Annotated in this window: 23 protein-coding genes; 13 read left to right on the forward strand and 10 right to left on the reverse strand. The window is 61.4% G+C overall.

Annotation, left to right across the window (positions count from 1 at the left end; all coding sequences use genetic code 11):
• Positions 1-128 precede the first annotated feature (128 nt).
• Positions 129-821 carry a DUF4336 domain-containing protein gene (locus V8Z65_RS12485; protein WP_338720473.1) on the reverse strand — a complete coding sequence of 231 codons (693 nt, stop codon included), beginning with the start codon at positions 819-821 and terminating at the stop codon, positions 129-131.
• A 59-nt stretch (positions 822-880) separates the two neighbouring features.
• Between V8Z65_RS12485 and V8Z65_RS12490 the strand changes: the two genes are divergently transcribed.
• A complete protein-coding gene (locus V8Z65_RS12490; RefSeq protein WP_338720474.1) occupies positions 881-1,468 on the forward strand; it encodes a TetR/AcrR family transcriptional regulator in 588 nt (195 codons plus the stop codon).
• 91 nt (positions 1,469-1,559) lie between these two features.
• Here V8Z65_RS12490 and V8Z65_RS12495 read toward each other — a convergent pair whose 3' ends face one another.
• Positions 1,560-2,927: an alpha-glucosidase/alpha-galactosidase gene (locus V8Z65_RS12495; protein ID WP_338720475.1), complete on the reverse strand. Its 1,368-nt coding sequence runs from the start codon at positions 2,925-2,927 to the stop codon at positions 1,560-1,562.
• Positions 2,928-3,045: 118 nt separating this feature from the next.
• Positions 3,046-3,924, reverse strand: coding sequence for an arabinose operon transcriptional regulator AraC (araC, locus tag V8Z65_RS12500; protein WP_338720476.1), 879 nt, complete (start codon positions 3,922-3,924; stop codon positions 3,046-3,048).
• A gap of 47 nt (positions 3,925-3,971) precedes the next feature.
• Here araC and V8Z65_RS12505 point away from each other — a divergent pair, with 47 nt between their 5' ends.
• Together V8Z65_RS12505 and V8Z65_RS12510 are read left to right on the forward strand one after the other, a co-directional pair.
• The gene (locus V8Z65_RS12505) at positions 3,972-4,787 is read left to right on the forward strand and encodes a phytanoyl-CoA dioxygenase family protein (RefSeq protein WP_338720477.1); all 816 of its coding nucleotides are present in this window, start codon (positions 3,972-3,974) and stop codon (positions 4,785-4,787) included.
• An 83-nt stretch (positions 4,788-4,870) separates the two neighbouring features.
• On the forward strand, positions 4,871-5,215 hold the full coding sequence (locus tag V8Z65_RS12510; protein ID WP_338720478.1) for a hypothetical protein: 345 nt from the start codon (positions 4,871-4,873) through the stop codon (positions 5,213-5,215).
• Here V8Z65_RS12510 and ychF read toward each other — a convergent pair.
• The gene (ychF, locus tag V8Z65_RS12515; RefSeq protein ID WP_338720479.1) at positions 5,205-6,302 is read right to left on the reverse strand and encodes a redox-regulated ATPase YchF; all 1,098 of its coding nucleotides are present in this window, start codon (positions 6,300-6,302) and stop codon (positions 5,205-5,207) included. The genes V8Z65_RS12510 and ychF overlap by 11 nt on opposite strands.
• Positions 6,303-6,332: 30 nt before the next feature.
• On the opposite strand from ychF, the gene V8Z65_RS12520 reads away from it, so the two are divergent.
• The 5 genes from V8Z65_RS12520 to V8Z65_RS12540 all read left to right on the forward strand — a co-directional run bounded on the left by V8Z65_RS12520 (position 6,333) and on the right by V8Z65_RS12540 (position 9,505).
• Positions 6,333-6,722 carry a helix-turn-helix domain-containing protein gene (locus V8Z65_RS12520; protein ID WP_338720480.1) on the forward strand — a complete coding sequence of 130 codons (390 nt, stop codon included), beginning with the start codon at positions 6,333-6,335 and terminating at the stop codon, positions 6,720-6,722.
• A gap of 125 nt (positions 6,723-6,847) precedes the next feature.
• Entirely contained in the window at positions 6,848-7,327 is a 480-nt protein-coding gene (locus V8Z65_RS12525) for a MaoC family dehydratase (RefSeq protein WP_338720481.1), read from the forward strand.
• Positions 7,324-7,881, forward strand: coding sequence for a MaoC family dehydratase (locus V8Z65_RS12530; RefSeq protein WP_338720482.1), 558 nt, complete (start codon positions 7,324-7,326; stop codon positions 7,879-7,881). The genes V8Z65_RS12525 and V8Z65_RS12530 overlap by 4 nt, the downstream gene beginning before the upstream one ends.
• A 31-nt stretch (positions 7,882-7,912) precedes the next feature.
• Entirely contained in the window at positions 7,913-8,257 is a 345-nt protein-coding gene (locus tag V8Z65_RS12535) for a hypothetical protein (RefSeq protein ID WP_338720483.1), read from the forward strand.
• A gap of 228 nt (positions 8,258-8,485) precedes the next feature.
• A complete protein-coding gene (locus V8Z65_RS12540; protein ID WP_338720484.1) occupies positions 8,486-9,505 on the forward strand; it encodes a TerC family protein in 1,020 nt (339 codons plus the stop codon).
• A 538-nt stretch (positions 9,506-10,043) separates the two neighbouring features.
• Here V8Z65_RS12540 and V8Z65_RS12545 read toward each other — a convergent pair.
• Positions 10,044-10,640 carry a TetR/AcrR family transcriptional regulator gene (locus V8Z65_RS12545; protein ID WP_338720485.1) on the reverse strand — a complete coding sequence of 199 codons (597 nt, stop codon included), beginning with the start codon at positions 10,638-10,640 and terminating at the stop codon, positions 10,044-10,046.
• A gap of 124 nt (positions 10,641-10,764) precedes the next feature.
• Between V8Z65_RS12545 and V8Z65_RS12550 the strand changes: the two genes are divergently transcribed.
• The 3 genes from V8Z65_RS12550 (at position 10,765) to V8Z65_RS12560 (ending at position 12,990) form a co-directional block, all read left to right on the forward strand.
• On the forward strand, positions 10,765-11,979 hold the full coding sequence (locus tag V8Z65_RS12550) for an MFS transporter (protein ID WP_338720486.1): 1,215 nt from the start codon (positions 10,765-10,767) through the stop codon (positions 11,977-11,979).
• Between the two features lie 116 nt (positions 11,980-12,095).
• Positions 12,096-12,509, forward strand: a complete 414-nt coding sequence (locus V8Z65_RS12555; protein WP_338720487.1) for a VOC family protein — start codon at positions 12,096-12,098, stop codon at positions 12,507-12,509.
• Positions 12,510-12,588: 79 nt separating this feature from the next.
• Positions 12,589-12,990 (forward strand): GFA family protein, encoded by a 402-nt coding sequence (locus V8Z65_RS12560; protein WP_338720488.1) that lies wholly within the window; start codon positions 12,589-12,591, stop codon positions 12,988-12,990.
• Positions 12,991-12,997: 7 nt separating this feature from the next.
• Here the strand turns inward: V8Z65_RS12560 and V8Z65_RS12565 are convergent, their stop codons facing one another.
• The 5 genes from V8Z65_RS12565 to petA form a co-directional block, all read right to left on the reverse strand.
• Positions 12,998-13,531 (reverse strand): adenine phosphoribosyltransferase, encoded by a 534-nt coding sequence (locus V8Z65_RS12565; RefSeq protein WP_338720489.1) that lies wholly within the window; start codon positions 13,529-13,531, stop codon positions 12,998-13,000.
• Between the two features lie 28 nt (positions 13,532-13,559).
• On the reverse strand, positions 13,560-13,754 hold the full coding sequence (locus V8Z65_RS12570; protein ID WP_338720490.1) for a hypothetical protein: 195 nt from the start codon (positions 13,752-13,754) through the stop codon (positions 13,560-13,562).
• A gap of 629 nt (positions 13,755-14,383) precedes the next feature.
• Complete coding sequence (locus V8Z65_RS12575) at positions 14,384-15,235, reverse strand: cytochrome c1 (protein WP_338720491.1); 852 nt, start codon at positions 15,233-15,235, stop codon at positions 14,384-14,386.
• Between the two features lie 14 nt (positions 15,236-15,249).
• On the reverse strand, positions 15,250-16,500 hold the full coding sequence (locus V8Z65_RS12580; protein ID WP_338720492.1) for a cytochrome b/b6: 1,251 nt from the start codon (positions 16,498-16,500) through the stop codon (positions 15,250-15,252).
• 14 nt (positions 16,501-16,514) lie between these two features.
• Entirely contained in the window at positions 16,515-17,042 is a 528-nt protein-coding gene (gene petA / locus V8Z65_RS12585; RefSeq protein WP_338720493.1) for a ubiquinol-cytochrome c reductase iron-sulfur subunit, read from the reverse strand.
• A gap of 233 nt (positions 17,043-17,275) precedes the next feature.
• Here petA and V8Z65_RS12590 point away from each other — a divergent pair, with 233 nt between their 5' ends.
• Both V8Z65_RS12590 and hemF read left to right on the forward strand, forming a co-directional pair.
• A complete protein-coding gene (locus V8Z65_RS12590; RefSeq protein WP_338724019.1) occupies positions 17,276-17,734 on the forward strand; it encodes a tRNA (cytidine(34)-2'-O)-methyltransferase in 459 nt (152 codons plus the stop codon).
• 40 nt (positions 17,735-17,774) lie between these two features.
• Positions 17,775-18,662 carry an oxygen-dependent coproporphyrinogen oxidase gene (gene hemF, locus V8Z65_RS12595; protein ID WP_338720494.1) on the forward strand — a complete coding sequence of 296 codons (888 nt, stop codon included), beginning with the start codon at positions 17,775-17,777 and terminating at the stop codon, positions 18,660-18,662.
• Positions 18,663-18,725 lie beyond the last annotated feature (63 nt).

Here is an 18,725-nt window from a genome sequence, read left to right on the forward strand (position 1 = left end):
AAGCCACACAACGCGCAACCGCTTTCATCCCTAAAAGCTTGAAACCAGTCTGTCCCCTTCCCACCCCACTGCTGCCAATCAAGTGCCCCCTCGATCTCACCCAAGGTGACGGCGTCGGGCGACCCTCTTCAGCCGACCAGCCAGCGAAATACGCGCTTCAGAAACGCCTGACCGTCTGTGTGGATCAGGGGGCCATGGGCCATGATGACTTGCTTTGTGGGCCAGGCGAGAACCTGCGCGAGGGCGGCTCGGGCGGCGGGCCTGTTTGTGAAGGCGGCCTGGAACTTTCTTGGTACTTCCGGTTGTTCGGCCGTCATCAGGTCCAGACGGGCAACGAGTGCGCGCCAGCCTGTGAACCATCCGGGCGGCAATTGCTGAATGAGATCGGTGAAAATCGTCGTGCCGCTATCGCGATGAAACAACACCACCTCGCTGATGATCCGGTTGCCCCAGATGATCGCGTGGTCGATCTCCCCTGCCCATGCCGCGATCTGGGCATCGCCAAAATCGGTGTCGAACCTGATGTCCTGGCGCGTCTCGCGAAGGCCGGGTGGCGCATAGACCTTTGCGTCGGGATAGGAGCGCTGCCATTCCCCCAGAAATGTGTGGTGGAGGGAATTGGGCGGGACCAGATGGCGCACCGTCCCCAAATTCTCGATGCTGGTGCGCAGGTCGTCAGTGAGCGCTGTGGGCGACCACAGGACCAGATCGCCACCGACCAGACGGATGACTGCCATGCGTGTGGGATAGCGAAATCCGGCCGCTGCCGTGACCACAGGCCCGTCCACCGTCCAGATATTGGGTCCAAATTCCTTCAGCAACGCACGCCCTCCACTATATTTACACGCGTGTAAATTTATACAACAATGTAAAAATGACAATGCCCAAGCGAACCGACAGATCCCGCGCGCTCATTCTCCAGGCGGCCGATGCGGCATTTCGGGAATTTGGATTTGCCGAAAGCACAATGGAGGACATCGCGAACCGCGCAGGCCTGACCCGCAAGACGGTCTACAACCTGTTCGCCTCCAAGGAGGACATTGCCCTCCAGCTCATCGCTCTCGTGGAAGCCAATGACGCGCCCTATCGCAACCGTATGGACGCCGGAGAGGACGCGCTGGCTCTGCTCGAAGATGTTTTTCTCGACAGCGCGCAATGGTGTCTAGCCAATGCGGCCCTGGCCAGACTGGCCCTCGCACCCGCCGAACGGCCAACGCTTGAACCGCCTGCCGACCGGCCATCCTTTCAGCGGCTGATCAGGGATATTCTGCTGCTTGGCCAGAAACAGGGTCGCATCCGTATGGATGATGACGCCAATTTCATGGCTTTGGTGCTGCTTGGAATTTACGGGCAAGCGATGCTGACGGTGCTCGCGGGACGGCCGTTCAACCACGCCGAGATCAAACATACCGTTCGTATCGTTATCGAGGGCATTGGCCGGCGACCCGCGCCGTCTGCATCGGCCTGACGCGCTGGCGCCATGAGCGCCGACGACAAAGAAAAAACCACCCGGGCAAGCCGGGTGGTTCAAGTTTACCTCACAGGGATTTCGTCGCGTGTCAGGCCACCTGGGCCTTGCGCGGGCCACGGGCCCATTCGGGCAGCCACTGGCCATGAGCTTCAATCAGGTCGTCAACGACGTTCCAGATCTGGTCCAGATCGAGTTCGGCGGCGGTATGCGGATCCATCATGGCGGCGTGGTAGATATGCTCGCGCTTTTCTTCCATCAGCGCCCGCACGGTCAGCTCCTGCACATTGATATTGGTGCGGATCAACGCGGTCAGTTGCGGCGGCAATTCGCCGATATAGGTCGGCTGCAGGCCGTTGTCGTCGACCAGGCACGGCACTTCGACGGCGGCATTGTTCGGCAGCGAGGTGATGACACCATTATTGCGCAGATTGCCGTAGATCACCGAAGGTTCGCCCGTCCACACCGAATTGACGATGGAGGAGGCATATTCCTTGGACTGCTTGACCTCGATTCGGTCAGCTTTCTTGTAGTCCTCGGAGGTCTTCTTCCAGTTCGAGATCTGCTCGACACAGCGCTTGGGATATTCATCGAGCGGAATGCCGAATTTTTCGATCAGGTCTTCGCGCCCTTCCTTGATGAAATAGGGCGTGTATTCGGCAAAGTGCTCCGAGCTTTCGGTGACGAAATAGCCGAGACGCGTCATCATCTCATAGCGCACCTTATTGGGGCAGCGCGGGTTCCAGCCGGCCTTGGGGGCGCGGCCTTCGGCATAGGCGCGGTGCAGCGCAGGATAGAGGTCCTTATAGGTACCGTCCGGCTGGCGATGCTCGAATTTGAGATAGAACGCCATGTGGTTGATGCCGGCGGAACGATAGCGGATTTCCTCATAGGGAATGTCGAGATCGTGCGCCAATTCCATGGCCGTGCCCTGCACCGAGTGGCAGAGGCCCACCTGCTTGATCAACGGATATTTTTCCGCAATCGCCCAGGTATTGATGGCCATCGGGTTCACATATTGCAGCATGACCGCGTCGGGCGCGACCTGCATCATGTCCTCGCAGATGCTCCACAGATGCGGCACGGTGCGGATGCCGCGCATAATGCCGCCAACGCCCAGCGTATCGGCGATGGTCTGGCGGAGATTGTACTTTTTGGGCACCTCGAAATCGACCACCGTGGACGGCTCATAGCCACCGATCTGGAAGCAGACCACTACGAAATTGGTGCCGTCCAGCGCTTCGCGCTGGTTGGAATAGGTGCTGACGGTCGCCGGAACGCCCAGCGTCTTGACCAGCTTGCCGGCAATGATCGCGCTTTCTTCCAGGCGCGTGGGATTGATGTCCATCAGGCGGATTTCCGCGCCAGCCAAAGCCGGACGTTGCAGAATGTCGCCGACAATGTTCTTCATGAACACGGACGAGCCGGCACCGATGAAGGTGATCTTGGGATTTGCCATTGGGGATGCTCCGTAGTGGGCCGGGACCGGCCTGCGGCTCCTCCTGCCGCGTTGATCCCAATGCTATCGTTCATTGCCGATGATGCAATCCGGGATAGAATGCCTTTATTCCGGCTTTCTAAGAATTCCACTCGACGACACTGCGAGACTGCCCGCCGCGGCGCCGGAAGGCCTGCGGACTGAACCCTGTCGCGCGGCTAAACCGTCGCGAAAAGTAGAATGGGCTGTCAAAACCCACTTCCGCAGCAATCTGCTTGATCGGAAAACCGGTGCGCTGCAAAAGGTCGCTGGCCCGCCGCAGCCGTACCCCTTCAAGATAAGCCTGCACGCTTTGCCCCGTTTCGGCGCGGAACAGGTGCGACAGTCGAGATGGCGACAGGCCCGCCTCCCGGCTGACATCCGCGATGCCCACACGCTCGGACAGATGCGCTTCCATGAACGCCATGGCCCGTTGCACGCGGCCGTCCAGATCGATCTTTTCAGTCGGATTATGCATATCGCATTGCAGCAGCAGCGCTTCCAGCGCATTCATCGCCAATGCGTCGGCGCGTCGCTGGCCACTGCCTAGCAGGTTGTGCACATGCAGGAATTGCGCGATCAGGGTGCCCTGCTCTCCCTCCGGTCGCAGCACCCTCAACCCTCCATCCAGTCGTGGCCAGCGCAGCCAGTCGTGCCAGTCCGGGCGCGGCTGGAAATGCGCCCATACCAGTTCCCACCGCGCAGCATCGTCGGCAACGCCATAGTCATGCGGCGTTCCCGGCGGCAGCAACACCCAATCCCCAACCTCGGCGCGATAAAAGCCGTCAGCATGCCCGAACCGGCCGCCGCCGGACAAGGTCAGAACAAGAAGCCAGTCCCCGACACCTTTTGGCCGATAGGCTCGATAGCCCGCGGCCTCGTCAAAATGTCCTGTCAACAGGCGCAGGACGTCGTCATGCGGGGTTTCGCCAGTCGAGCTCATAGCAGAATAATACATGTCTTCAGCAGACCAGGCCATGGCCCTGCTGCGCCTGACCGTTATGTTGGTGCATAGGAGGATTGCCCATGACCCTTTCGAGTGAACAAAGTGCTGCCTATGCACGGGACGGTTTCCTGGCCCTGCGCGGCTTGATCGGCCCTGACGAAATTGCGCTTATCCGCGACACCTTCATGGCGCAGGCCAGTGATGGCCCGGTCCCGGGGCTTTCCGACATGCGCAGCGGCAATCCGACGGGCAACGACCCGCTGGCGCGCTATCCACGCATGATGCACCCGCACAAGCATGACGATAAGCCGGTCGGCCCGCTCGCGCGCCGCTACATGCTCGACGCCCGCCTCGAGCCAATTCTGACCGAGCTTTTCGGCGAAGCCCCCTATGCCTGCCAGTCCATGTTCTATTTCAAGCCACCCGGCGCCCGTGGACAGGATCTGCATCAGGACAATTTCTATCTGCGCGTGAAGCCGGGCACTTGCATGGCTGCCTGGATCGCGGTCGACGATGCCGACGAAGGCAATGGTGGCATGATGTGCGTGCCCCGGACCAATGGCCTCGACATTGCCTGTCCCGAACCATCCGATCCGGCGCTGTTCTTCACCTCTGACCATGTCGAGCCGCCAGCTGGCCTCGAGCCACAGATGATGAACCTCAAGGCCGGCGATGTGCTGTTTTTCAATGGCAGCGTCATCCACGGCTCAACGCCCAATACCAGTGCAGACCGTTTCCGCCGTTCACTGATCTTCCACTATGTGCCGGCCAGCACCGTCGAAATCAGCCACTGGTATGAGGCGATCAGCTTTGCCGGGGAAACCCGGGACATTGCCGTCAACATGGATGGCGGCCCCTGCGGCACCGCCCAGCCAATCCCGACCGGCCCACACTGACCGCCTGCGGATTTTCACGCATAGACGGAATAGGCCGCTCGTAACCGCATCGGATCAGGCTGGCATGGCAATCGGAGCATGCCATGCGGGACAGATATTATCGCTTGCAGGACGCGGCAGACCTGCCACCGCAGGCCGTTATGGTGCGCATCCGGCAGGGTGACAGTGCCCTGCTCGCCTCCATCCCGGGCGATGCCGAGGAGGTCGAAAGTGCGCCGGACCTGGCGCTGTTCCGCGCCGCCCTGTTGCGTCTGCAACAGAACCTTGCGGCAGTCTTTATTCTACTGGACGACCCCGCGCACTGGCATGCTGATTGGGGTGATCTCGTCGACTATCGCGTCACCCGGAAAAACGGAAAGCCGGCGCTGCGTTTCGCGCAGCTACCGGCGTCCCCTCAACGCAATAATCCCGAACCGGTCAGACGTTGAACTTGAACAGCATCACGTCGCCATCCTTGACGACATAGTCCTTGCCTTCGTCGCGGGCCTTGCCCGCTTCCTTGGCCGGCACTTCGCCGCCCAGTGTCACGAAGTCCTCGTAGCCGATGGTCTGGGCGCGGATGAAGCCGCGCTCAAAATCGGTATGGATGACGCCTGCCGCCTGCGGAGCCTTGTCGCCGCGATGGATGGTCCAGGCGCGGGTCTCCTTGGGGCCAACAGTGAAATAGGTCTGCAGGTTCAAAAGGTCATAGGCCTCGCGGATCAGGCGATTAAGGCCGGGCTGGTCGAGGCCCAGGGAGTCCAGGTATTCGGCCTGTTCCTCATCAGGAAGCTGCGCGAGCTGGCTCTCGATCTCAGCCGAGATGATGACCACGCCGGCATGATTGGCCGCGGCATAGTCCTCGACTTTTTTCGAATGCTCATTGCCCGTTGCCGCCGATGCCTCATCGACATTGCAGACGTAGAGCACCGGCTTGCTGGTCAGGAGCTGCAGTTCGTTGAAGGCCTTTTCTTCTTCCGGGTCCCTCTTGACGAAGCGGGCCGACTTGCCTTCGCGCAGGACCGCCAGGGCCCGGTCGACCAGCTCCAGCACCTGCTTGGCCTCCTTGTCATTACCCTTGGCCTTTTTCTCAAGGTTCGGGCGGCGCTTTTCGAGGCTTTCAAGGTCCGCCAGCATCAGCTCGGTCTCGACCACTTCGGCATCGGCCAGCGGATCGACCTTGTTGGCGACGTGGATGACATTGCTGTCTTCAAAGCAACGCAGCACATAGGCGATGGCATCGGTCTCGCGGATATTGGCGAGGAATTGATTGCCCAGCCCTTCGCCTTGCGAGGCACCCTTCACCAGACCGGCAATATCCACAAAGCTCATGCGCGCCGGCAGGATATTGATGGACTTGCCAATGGCCGCCAGTTTCTCCAGCCGCGGATCGGGCACCGACACCTCGCCCACATTGGGCTCGATGGTGCAGAAGGGGAAATTGGCTGCCTGCGCAGCGGCGGTGCGGGTCAATGCATTGAAAAGCGTCGACTTGCCGACATTCGGCAGGCCGACAATGCCCATCTTGAAGCCCATGACTGTCTCCGGGAAATCTTTGCGCTCCAATTGGGCGGGATCGCCGCCGATGTCAATGTTTTGGCGCCCGCCTGTCTCCACCACATCATCGCCCCGATGCCGCCTCAATTTCTTAACAGGGCCTTAACCATTGAGGAACAGCCTAACTCCGTTGGTTTGGGAATGAAGGAGAGGACAGCAAAGAAAGGGATCGAAATGCGTCAGCTTGAACCGAACGCCGCTGCCGCCGAGTCACTGGTTGGTTTGCCTGTCGCCGAGGTCGAGAAGAGCCTTATCCTGGCGACATTGCGGCTGACCGACGGCAACCGTACGCGCGCCGCTCATCTCCTGGGAATATCGATCAGGACGATGCGAAACAAAATCAGGGAATATGCCGAAGACGGCGAAATCATTCCCGCAAGCATATCTCATCATGATTGAACTAGAAGCTCGCTAGCCCTTGCGGGCTCCTCGTTCTTAGCACCACTCCCTCAACGCCCACCACCGCCACCCTTGCCCCGAGCCGCGCGACATGCGAAAAGCACGTTGACGTATAGGGCAAGCAAATGACCAATTCTGTCACCGCCGATCGGCGTCATTTCGAGGACCTCGCTATTGGCGAAGTCATCAACCTGGGATCGACCCGCGTCAGCAAAGAGATGATCATCACCTTTGCCCGCGAATTCGATCCCCTGCCGTTTCACATCGACGAAAAGGCTGCCAGGGCCAGCCTGCTCGGCGGCCTGGCCTCGAGCGGTTGGCAAACAGGTGCCTTGAGCCTCAGAATGCTGGTCGACAGCTTCCTCTCCAAAATCGCCTCCTGCGGCGGGCTGGGGTTCCGCGACCTGAAATGGAAAACGCCGGTCATGGTCGGCGATACCATTGGCGGCACCGTCACCATTGCCGAGCTGCGTCGCTCGGCCAGCCACCCGCAATGGGGCGTTGTCACGCTCGATTTCGACATCCGCAATCAGAAGCGGAAGTCGGTCATGACCATGCGGCTGGCCAATCTGGTCGAATGCCGCAATCCGGAGGGCCTGGCATGACCCGCTGGTTTGAGGACATCAGCGTGAACGAGCCCTTCCCCCTGGGCGATCACACCTTTACGGCCGAGGAAATCATCCGCTTTGGCGTGGCTTATGATCCGCAATATTTCCATACCGATCCGGACCTCGCCAAACACAGCCATTTCGGTGGGCTGATCGCCTCGGGCTGGCATACGGTCAGCGTGGGACACCGCAAAATGGTCGACGCGCTTTACGCTGAGGAGGAGCGCCTGCGTGGCCTCGGTGAGGAACCCGGCGTCTCGGGTCCCTCTCCCGGCGTCAACGCCATGGATTTCAAGGCACCGGTGCGCCCCGGCGACACAGTAACCTATACGCTGACTATCACGGACAAGCGTCCCTCCAATTCCATTCCCGGTTGGGGCCTGTTGTTCAACCAGATCACGGCGAGAAACCAGCATGGCGAACTGGTCTATGAGGCGCATCTGGTTGGATTTTCCAAGCTGCGCGACTATGTCATGCCCCTCAGACTGCGCCTTCTGCTCGCTCTGACAAAAGTGCCCGTTCTCGGAAAGCTGATCAGGCGCGGCTCTTGATCGTCTCGCGGCGCGTCGGCATGCTCTGGCCATGCGCCGATTCGCCCTTTGCCTCGCCCTCATCGCCTTGTCCGCCGCCCCGGCCTTCGCCCAGGCCTATCAGGGCAATTGGAGCTGCCGGGACGCCACCACCAATCGCGCCGGCATCCTGACCATTTATGGCCAGGTCTATGGCTGGGCCTCGCGTGTCGCCAATGACCCCAATTCCGGCACCGGCACCCTGACCCCCTATCAGGACGGGGTCGGCTTCAACGATGGCAATCTGCGCGCCAATGCGGCCATCCAGGCCGGACGCCTGATCGACGATGTCAATTATGGCTCGGCCCTGCAGCTCGAAACGGCGGACGCTATCGTCATGCTGTGCAATCCGCGCTGACACGCCCCATCGGCCGACCGACCAACACCGTCCCATCCCTCGTCGTGCCCCGACCCTCGGGGCAGTGACAAATATGTGAGACCGCCGCTACCCCTTCTCCAAAAGCAGGGGTTGAACCTTTTGCCCATTTGCCGCATTTAAGACGCGTAACGCCGGGCCCCTCTGGTCATGGACCCTCCATGGCGATGTCGGAGTTACTCCACCTAGTCACATGGAGAAGGTCCGGCGATGGAATCGCTTATTGCCGCCCTTTCGGGCGATTTTCTCGGTACACCAACCTATTTCTGGATCGCGTTCATCGCGATCGTCATTGGCCTGCTTGTTTTCGACCTCGGCATCCTGCACCGCGATGAGCACGAGATCGAAGCCAAGGAGAGCCTGATGCTCTACGGCTTTTACGTCCTGATTGCCCTGGCCTTCGGCGCCTGGGTCTGGGTCAGCCGCGGCGCGCAATCCGGCCTGGAATTCTATACCGGCTATCTGATCGAACAGTCCCTGGCCATGGACAATATGTTCGTCATCGCCACCATATTCGGCTTTCTTGGCATTCCCCGGCTTTACCAGCACCGCGTGCTGTTCTGGGGCATTCTGGGCGTCATCCTGTTCCGCGCCATTCTCATTGGTGTCGGCGCCGCCCTGGTCCACCAGTTCGAAGCAATTCTGTTCCTGTTCGGCGCTTTCCTGGTCTTTACCGGCATCCGCATGTTCTCCCATTCCGACGAAGAGCCGGATATGGAGAACAACAAAATCCTCAAATTCCTGCGCCGCCATTTCCGCATTACCAGCGAGCTGCGCGGACGCCATTTCGCGGTCAAGGAACCCGATCCCAAAACCGGCAAGATCGTCACCTGGCTCACGCCGCTGGCCGTGGCGCTCATCATGGTCGAAATCGTCGACCTGATCTTTGCCGTGGACTCGGTGCCGGCCGTCTTCGCCGTCACGCAGGACACCTTCATCGTCTATACGTCCAATATCTTCGCCATTCTTGGCCTGCGCGCGCTCTACTTCGCCCTGGCAGCGGCGATGAACCGCTTCCGCTACCTGCAGATCTCCCTCGCCATCATCCTGGTGCTGATCGGCATCAAGATCTTCCTCGTGCCCCTGGGCATCAAGATCGACACCATGCTCTCGCTCGGCGCCACCATCGCGATCCTGGCCGGAGGCATTCTCTACTCGCTGTGGAAGACGCGCAACGAGCCCGATATCAGCGCCGAGGACGAACCGGAAACCGGCCAACTGAAGCCGTAACTCCCACAGAAGGCCGGCGGTTGACGCCGGCCTTTCTCCTTGATTATGGTGCGGCCACCAATTCGGAGGTTTCGCACCCAAATGATCTGAGAACTCGTCCTGGACGTCTGCCCCACACCCGTTCCGCGCCTGGCGCGTGACCGGATTGTGCTGGTTGCGAAGTTCGACGAGATCGACAGATTGGTGCCCTGACGGCCCGTTTCCGGCCCTCCACCTTTCCCGCATCCACGGCGTCCTATCCAAAACCGCTTCACCGCGCGGCTTGCCGTGCATCGTTTTGCTTTCAGCCAGCCCGCGCAGTGCCTGCCGGGCGGGAAAGGACATCTCATGCCTAAAAATCAATTCCAGCGCCCCCTGCCGGTCCGACACACCCAAAATGTGCCGCGCCACGGCGCCCCCATTCCGCAGCGCAAGCCGGAGGTCAGGCGCAGCCAGCCTATAAGGGAGCCCGCGCCACTCCCCGCGCTTGACGACCTGCTGAAACGCGGGCCGCGCACCTGACCGAACCCGCCGATCCCGGTTCCCCACCGGGGTCGGCTCACTCAGGATCGCGCAACAGCCCCTCGACTAGCCGGCGATAGGCGGCCGTCGCACGAGCGGATATGGCCTGCGGGTCCTCGGCATTGGCGATCCAGGTCGCCGCATAGCAGGATGCCCCGGTCAGCATGCGGGCCGTCGCTTCCAGGTCGACATCCCGGATGACACCATCCTCGGCCAGTTCTGCCAGGCACTCCGTCATCGCGGTCACGCAGCCATTGGTCGTTGGCCAGCCCGCGGGATCGCCGAGCACCGCCGGGCCATCCCGCAGCACGATACGGCGGATTTCCGGCTCGAGGGCCATTTCGATATAGCCGATGCCCTCTTCGATGAAACTCTCCCAGGGCGTCGCCATTCTGGCCGCGCGTGCCTTGAGCCGCACCGTCATTTCCCCATCGATCTGGGCCACGACCGCCTCGAATAGGCCGCGCTTGTCCCCGAAATGGTGATAGAGCGCGCCGCGCGTCAGGCCCACCTTGGCCGTAAAATCGTCCATGGATGCATCGGCATAGCCGATCTCGCCAAAGGCCTTGCGCCCGGCCGCCAGCAGTTTTGCGCGCGTTTCGGCGATCATTTCGCCCCTGGTTCTGCCTGCCATTCAGTCCTCAAATTTATACGCCGCGTATGCCAATTGACATACGCCTCGTATGAACATACGTATTCACATACGCCGCGTATAAATATGCCTAGGCTGCGGCGCATTCAATGTCGAGGATTTTGACATGCCCAATCCCTATTCGGAAATCTTTCGCGCTCCGGGCGCCAAGGGCTTCGCCGCTGCCGGTTTTCTGGCCCGCATGCCCATGGCTATGGCGCCTATCGGCATCGTGGCCATGCTGTCGCAAACCTATGGCGAATACTGGCTTGCCGGCGCGGTTTCAGCCACCTATGCCCTGACCAATGCCTTATTGGCCCCGCAAATCTCCCGCCTGGTCGATCGGTTCGGCCAAAGCCGCATCCTTTTGCCCACCACGCTCGTCGCAATCGCCGCTTTTGCGCTGCTCATCCTGGCCGTCCATCAACGCTGGCCCGTCTGGACCCTCTATGCCACGGCGCTCGCCGCCGCGCTGATGCCCAGTTTCCCGGCCATGATTCGAGCCCGCTGGAGCGAATTGTTCCGCAACCGGCCTGAACTAAACACCGCTTTCGCCTTTGAATCGGCGGCCGACGAACTGGTCTATATCGCCGGCGCTTCGCTCTCAGTCGGTCTCAGCGTCATGTTCTTTCCAGAGGCCGGAATGCTGGCCAGCACGGCAGCCCTGGCCATTGGGGGCTTCGCCTTCATCGCGCAACGCGGCACGGAGCCCACCCCTTCCGCGGTCAGCGAGGTTGGCACCGGCTCGGCCATCCATCAGCGTCCGGTGCAGATCGTCACCCTGGCTCTGATCCTGATCGGCGTCATCTTCTCCACTGCCGAAGTCAGCGCCGTGGCCATTACGGAAGCTCTGGGTGAACCCGGCGCTGCAAGCCTGGTGATCGGCGTCTATGCCGCCGGCTCCTTTGTGGTCGGCCTTGTCATGGGGGCGCTGAGCATTCGCATGCCCATGCAGCGCCAATTGGCCATTGCCGTCGGCACCATCGCCCTGACCACCATCCCCCTGCTATTCGTCAACACCGTTCCCTTGCTGGCCCTGGCCGTCTTTGTCAGCGGCATTGCCATTTCGCCCACCTTCATCACCGCCTTCGGCCTGATTGAGCGGCGCGTTCCCGCGGCCCTGCTGACCGAAGGCATCACCTGGGTCATGACCGGCATTGGCATTGGCATGGCGCTCGGCGCCTTCCTGGCCGGTTGGGTGGTAGACACATTCGGTGCCCATAACGGTTTCTGGGTTTCCGTCATTGCCGGTTTCCTTTCCCTGGCCATCGTGCTGGCCGGCCAGGCTCAATTGGCCAATGCCAGGACCAGCGGTCATCATTCGCCGCAGCCAGCCGAGTAGCAGCAGGCGATCACAAATCGTCGCGACGGCCCCCGCAAGCCAGCGCGGGCCCGTTGCACCAGTCTTGCCGCAATTGGCCGTTAACCAAATGTCATCGTGACAAAGGAGACAGGCCAATGGGCGCTATCCATGAAATCGTCTTTGATTGTGTCGAACCCGCCGTGCTGGCCCCTTTCTGGGCCGATCTGCTGGAGGGTTACGCCTTGCGCGAAACGGACCCGACAGGCCAGGCCATGAGCCTTGCGCTCGGCCTCGATCCGGACGTGCCCACGATCCTGATGCTGGATGGCCCCGGCCCTTCCATCTGCTTCCAGAATGTCGAGGGACAACGCCCCGACAATAATCGCGTTCATTTCGACGTCGAGGTCAGCGACCGGTCGAGCGAGGTCGAGCGCCTGAAACAGGCCGGTGCGACCGTGGACCGCGTTTTGCCCACCTATACGGTGATGCGCGATCCCGAGGGCAACCAGTTCTGCCTGGTCGACAAGCGGGAGGAGCAATTGGCCGACGAGGTCGAGCAGGCTGCCTAGCCGCCGGCCGCCCGTGCCATGCTGACATGCCCTGTCCGGCTTTTGCGCCAATCTGGCGAAAACCAGATGGAGCACCACCATGGCCCTGACCGCCACCTGCCATTGCGGCGCCACGCGCATTGCCCTGCCCGAGCATCCCACGCATGCCAAATCCTGCAATTGCAGCTTCTGCGCCCGCACTGCGGCCGTCTGGGCCTATTACAGGCCCGGCGAGCTGACCTTCCTCGCCCAGGATAACCAGGCCACCTATTCTGGCGAGAGCGGGCTCAATCGCCACCATTTCTGCGGCACCTGCGGCATGCAGACCTGGGGCGATTCCCCCGATTGGGCCTCCATGTACAACGCCGATGGCACGCCCAAAAACGGCGACAGTAATGCCATGCCCACCGAGCGCATCTACGCCGTCAATCTGAACCTGGTCGACGATCTCGACTGGTCACGGATCGCCGTCGAGCGCGTAGACGGCCGCAAGAGCTGGTAAAAGCGGCTCAGTGCCCGTCAAAGGCCATGAGCGAACGGACCTTGACGCCCTCTGCCTCGAGCTTGGCGGCCCCGCCGATATCGGGCAGATCGATGACGAATGCCGCATCGTCGCAAATGGCACCGGTCCGGCGCATCAGGCCGACAGCGGCTATGGCCGTACCACCGGTGGCGATCAGGTCATCGACCAGCAGGACCTTATGCACATTGCTCAGCACGTCGGCGTGGATCTCGATCGTGTCCACGCCATATTCGAGCACATAGTTCTGCCCGATCGTGGTGCCCGGCAGCTTGCCGCGCTTGCGCACCGGCACGAAGCCCACCCCCATGGCAATTGCCACGCCCGCACCGAAGATGAAGCCACGCGCCTCGATCCCGGCGACATGGGTAAAGCCCTGGCCCCGATAGTGTTCGGCAATACGCTCGACGCTTTCGCGAAACCCCTCGGGATGCTCGATCAGCGTGGTGATGTCCCGGAACAAAATGCCCTGTTTGGGATAGTCCGGAATCGTGCGGACGAGCGACTTCAGGTCGAGCGACATCGATGGCCTTGTCGGTTGAAATGGAATGTCAGGATTTATGCCGGCCCAGGACATGCCGGGCTATGACGCCGGCATTATAGGCCACATTGCGCGTGGTACTGATCGCCGTCTCCCGCGCCTTGGGATTGTTGACCACGGCCTGCACGCCCGCACGCACCGCCGGATGGCGGCTCATGGCAAGGGCGGTGCTGACCACTGTGACGGCAAGGCGAACGGCGGACATCGCGGTTTCCTTCAACAATCCCGAATGCGCGCAATATCGCGGCTGGAGCCATCGAAGGCAAGGGGCGGAGTGACGCGCTCGGGCGCAATTGATCGTGGTTGACAGGCAAGGCACAACCCGCAACCGCCGTGCCGCCCTCGGGCTCGAGGGCCGCTTTCCATTCACGCCGATAGTGTTGGCGGGAAAAGACTGGCCCTCGGGTCAAGCCCGAGGGCGGCGCAATGATGGAATGAAGGCCGTGGAACTCAAAGAAGAAAGGCCCCTCACGGGGCCCTTCGACACCTCAGTGCATGCCCTCGGAGCATAGCCGCCGCTCGACCATAGGTCTCGTGGCCTTCTCGCCTAAAACCGTCCCACTGGGGCGATTTTGCAGCGAAGCGTAGTGAAAAGGGACCCCAGAAGGGGCCCCTTGATATTAACTCAGTGCATGCCCTGCGAGCGTAGCTCTTCGGGCCTGACCACCTAAAATCGTCCCACTGGGGCGATTTTGCCGCGAAGCGTAGTGAAAAAGGGACCCCAGAAGGGGCCCCTTGATATTAACTCAGTGCATGCCCTGCGAGCGTAGCTCTTCGGGCCTGACCACCTAAAATCGCCCCACTGGGGCGATTTTGCCGCGAAGCGGCCAGTGGTCAGTGCTCGATACCCGCCCAGAGCTTGCGCTTGGTGGCGTACATCAAGCCGGCAAACAGCACCAGGAACAGCAGCACGACAAAGCCGGTCTGCTTGCGGCTTACCAGATGCGGCTCGGCCATCCACATCATAAAGGCCGCCACGTCGGTGGAATATTGCTCGACCGTTTCGGGAACGGTCACGCCGTCTTCGCCCGGTTCGTAGGTCACCGAGCCTTCCGCCAGCGGCGGGGCCATGCCGATGGCCTTGCCCGGGAAGACCTCGTTGTAATACTTGCCCTCGGCCAGATCGAAGCCTTCGGGGGCCTCCTCGTGATAGCCATTGAGCAGGGCATGGATATAGTCCGCGCCGCCTTCCTGATAGCCGGTGAAATAGTTGAACACCCAGGTCGGGAACGGATCGGTCACGCCGCGGGCCTTGGCCAGAACCGAGAAGTCCGGCGGCAGGGCACCGCCATTGGCGTCACGGGCTTCCTGGTCATTGGCGAAGGGCGAAGGCCAGCGGTCGGCCGGAACACCCGGACGGACGCCGCCTTCTGCGGTCGGATCGACGACTTCATATTCGGCCGCCAATGCCTTGACCTGCTCCTCGGAAAAGCCCGGACCACCCTCTTCGGCCAGGGTGCGGAACGAAATCAGCCGGGCGCTGTGGCAGCTCGAGCAGACTTCCCGGAACACCTGGAACCCACGCTGAAGCTGGTGCTCGTCATAGGTGCCGAAAATGCCGGCAAAGCTCCAGCCCTGCCGTTCGATATGCGGGGTGGCGTGTGCGTCCTCGGCGGCCTGGGCGGACACGGCCGTCAAACCAGCGACGGCTGCAAAGGCGGCGATGATGAACTTGGTCTTGAACATGTCTATCGCCCCGATCACGCGTGTGCCTTGCCGAGAACGCTCTCGGAAATGCTGGTCGGCAGCGGCTTGGGCGTTTCGATACGCGACAGGACCGGCAGGATGACCAGGAAGTAGAGGAAGTAGTAGCCCGTGCAGATCTTGGCCAGGTACGTATAGGGCGCCTCGGCCGGCTGCGCACCCAGATAGGTGAGCGTCACGAAGTTGATCACAAACAGCCAGTAGAACCACTTGAACAGCGGGCGGAACGTGCCCGAGCGGACCTTGGAGGTATCCAGCCACGGCACGATCAGCAGCATGACCAGCGCGCCGCCCATAGCGATGACGCCACCGAGCTTGGAGTCGATGAACAGCACGTTGAAGTCGATGGCGCGCAGGATCGTATAGAAGGGCAGCAGATACCATTCGGGCACGATATGGGCCGGCGTCACCTGACTATTGGCCATGATGTAGTTGTCGGGGTGACCCAGAATGTCGGGCGCAAAGAACACGAACCAGGCGAAGGGGATCATGAAGACCACCATCGCGAACAGGTCCTTCATCGTATAATACGGGTGGAAGGCCACGGTATCGCGGCTTTCCTTCACCTCGACACCGATCGGGTTGTTATTGCCCGGCACGTGCAGGGCCCAGATGTGCAGCACCACGATGGCGGCGATCACGAAGGGCAGCAGGTAATGCAGCGAGAAGAAGCGGTTGAGCGTGGGATTGCCCACGGCAAAGCCGCCCAGGACCAGCTGCTTGATATTCTCGCCGACCACCGGAATGGCCGAGAAGATGTTCGAGATAACCGTAGCGCCCCAGAAGGACATCTGACCCCAGGGCAGGATGTAGCCCATAAAGGCGGTGGCGACCGTCAGGATGAAGATCAGGACGCCCAGGATCCAGATGATCTCGCGCGGCGCCTTATAGGAGCCGTAATAGAGACCACGGAACATATGGGTATAGAGCGCCACGAAGAACATCGAAGCACCCACGGCATGGACGGCCTGAATGATACGGCCGCCATTCACGTCACGGCGGATATGCTCGACCGAGTCAAAGGCCATGGCGATATTGGGCGTGTAATGCATGGCCAGAATAACGCCGGTGACGATCTGCACGCCAAGGCACAGCACCAGGATGGCCCCGAAGGTCCACCAATAGTTGAGGTTCTTGGGCGTGGGAAAATCCATCAGGTGCTCTTTGGAGAACCGGATGATCGGCAGACGGTCGTCGAGCCACTTCTCGACGGCAGTTCCGGGCGTATAGGTAGAATGTTCGGACATCGGAAAAGCCCCCACTAACCGATCTGGATCAGCGTATCGCTGACGAATTCATAAGGCGGCACGACCAGATTCTTGGGCGCGGGACCACGACGTATACGACCGGCCGAGTCATAGTGCGAACCGTGGCAGGGACAGAACCAGCCATCGAAATCGCCCGATTCACCCACCGGGATACACCCCAGATGCGTGCAGTTCGCAATCATCACCAGCCACTGCTCATGGCCTGGCTTGGTGCGTTCCTCGTCGGTCTGCGGATCCTTGAGGTCGCTGAGCGGCACCGCCTTGGCCTCTTCGATCTCGGCCGTCGTGCGATGGCGCACAAACACCGGCAAACCGCGCCAGGTGATCGTCACCGACTGCCCCTCGGGAATGGCGCTGATATCGAATTCGATGCTGGCCAGCGCCAGGGTGGAAGCATCCGGGTTAAGCTGGTTGATCAGCGGCCAGACCACGGCGGCAGCGCCGACCGCGCCGACGGCGCCGGTGGCGACATAAAGAAAGTCCCGCCGGTTGGTGGATGAATGTTCTGCTTGCGTGGCCAAGGTCCGTATCCCCGTAACATGCACATTTGACGGAACCGGCCCCGGCCCAGCCGACCGCATAAGCAGAATCGACCGCCGTGCGCCCTCAAGCGGCCCGTCAGGTCCGTCCTTTTTGCACTGTCACATGAACTTGTCCAGTGCAGGCGCCGTGACAGCCCCCAACTGCGACACTATACCCGAGGCAGCCCGAAAACCGGGCCTTGCCAATCATCTATGCGAGCCCTGCCATGACCATCGATCTGGCCCTTTATCAGCCCGATATCGCCGCCAATACCGGCACATTGCTTCGCCTGGGCGCCTGCATGGGAATTGTCGTGCATGTCGTCCACCCGGCCGGTTTTGCCCTGAGCGACCGCAATCTGGCACGCGCCGGCATGGACTATCTGGACAAGGCCGCACTGGTCGAACACGACAGCTTCGCCGCCTTCCAGGCCTGGCGGCTGGCCCAGGCGCGGCGGCTCGTGCTGCTCACCACCAAAAGCGCCGAGTCGGCCTATGCGGCCAATTTCGCTTCCGGCGACATTCTGCTGCTCGGCCGCGAAAGCGCCGGCGTGCCCGATAGCGTGGCGGAAATATGCGACCTGCGGCTGCGCATTCCCATGCGCCCCGGCTTGCGCTCGATCAATGTCGCGCTGGCCGGCGGCATGATATTGGGCGAAGCGCTGCGCCAGACCGGCGCCCTGCCCCGATGACGCCCTTTACAGAACCGCGCTGAAGGTCCATTTCCCCGCCATGACTTCGCCAGCAATCCCCCTTCCCGCCGATATCGAGGCAAAAAAGGCCACCGCCAGCGCCTGGTTCCGCACCCTGCGCGACCGCATCTGCGCCGCGTTGGAGACCATCGAAACCGAGGTTACTGGCCCCAATGCCGAAAGGGATGCGGGCGCCTTCGAGCGCACCCCCTGGGATCGCGCCGCCGGCGGGGGCGGCGAAATGTCGATGCTCCATGGCCGGGTCTTTGAAAAGGCGGGGGTGCATATCTCCACTGTACACGGCAATTTCACCGAGGATTTCGCGCGGCAAATGCCGGGCACCGAGGCGGGCACCGCCTTCTGGAGTTCGGGCATTTCGCTCATCATCCACCCCTGGAACCCGCATGTTCCGGCGGTGCATATGAACACGCGCATGATCGTTACCGGCAAGCAGTGGTGGGGCGGCGGCGCCGATCTCACCCCGGTGCTCGACGCCCGGCGCACCCAGACCGATCCGGACACGCTCGATTTTCACGCCGCCATGAAAGCGGCCTGCGACAATCGTCCCGGCGTCGATTATGAGCGCTTCAAGGCGTGGTGCGACGACTATTTCTTCCTGCCGCACCGCAACGAGCATCGCGGCATTGGCGGCATTTTCTACGACCACCTCAATTCCGGCGATTGGGATGCCGACTTTGCCTTCACCAAAGCCGTTGGCGAGGCCTTTCTCGGCATCTATCCCAAGCTGGTTCGCCGCAATTTCGAAAACCCCTGGACCGAAGCCGAGCGCGACGAACAATTGATCCGCCGCGGTCGCTATGTCGAGTTCAACCTGCTCTATGATCGCGGCACCACTTTCGGGCTCAAGACCGGCGGCAATGTCAATTCCATCCTCTCTTCGATGCCCCCGGCGGTGAAATGGCCGTGAAGTAGCGGCAAACCCTGAGCCCGCCCTCGGGCTTGACCCGAGGGCAGGTCGCAAGGGCCGCGA

Source organism: Devosia sp. XK-2 (assembly GCF_037113415.1).
GTDB lineage: Bacteria > Pseudomonadota > Alphaproteobacteria > Rhizobiales > Devosiaceae > Devosia.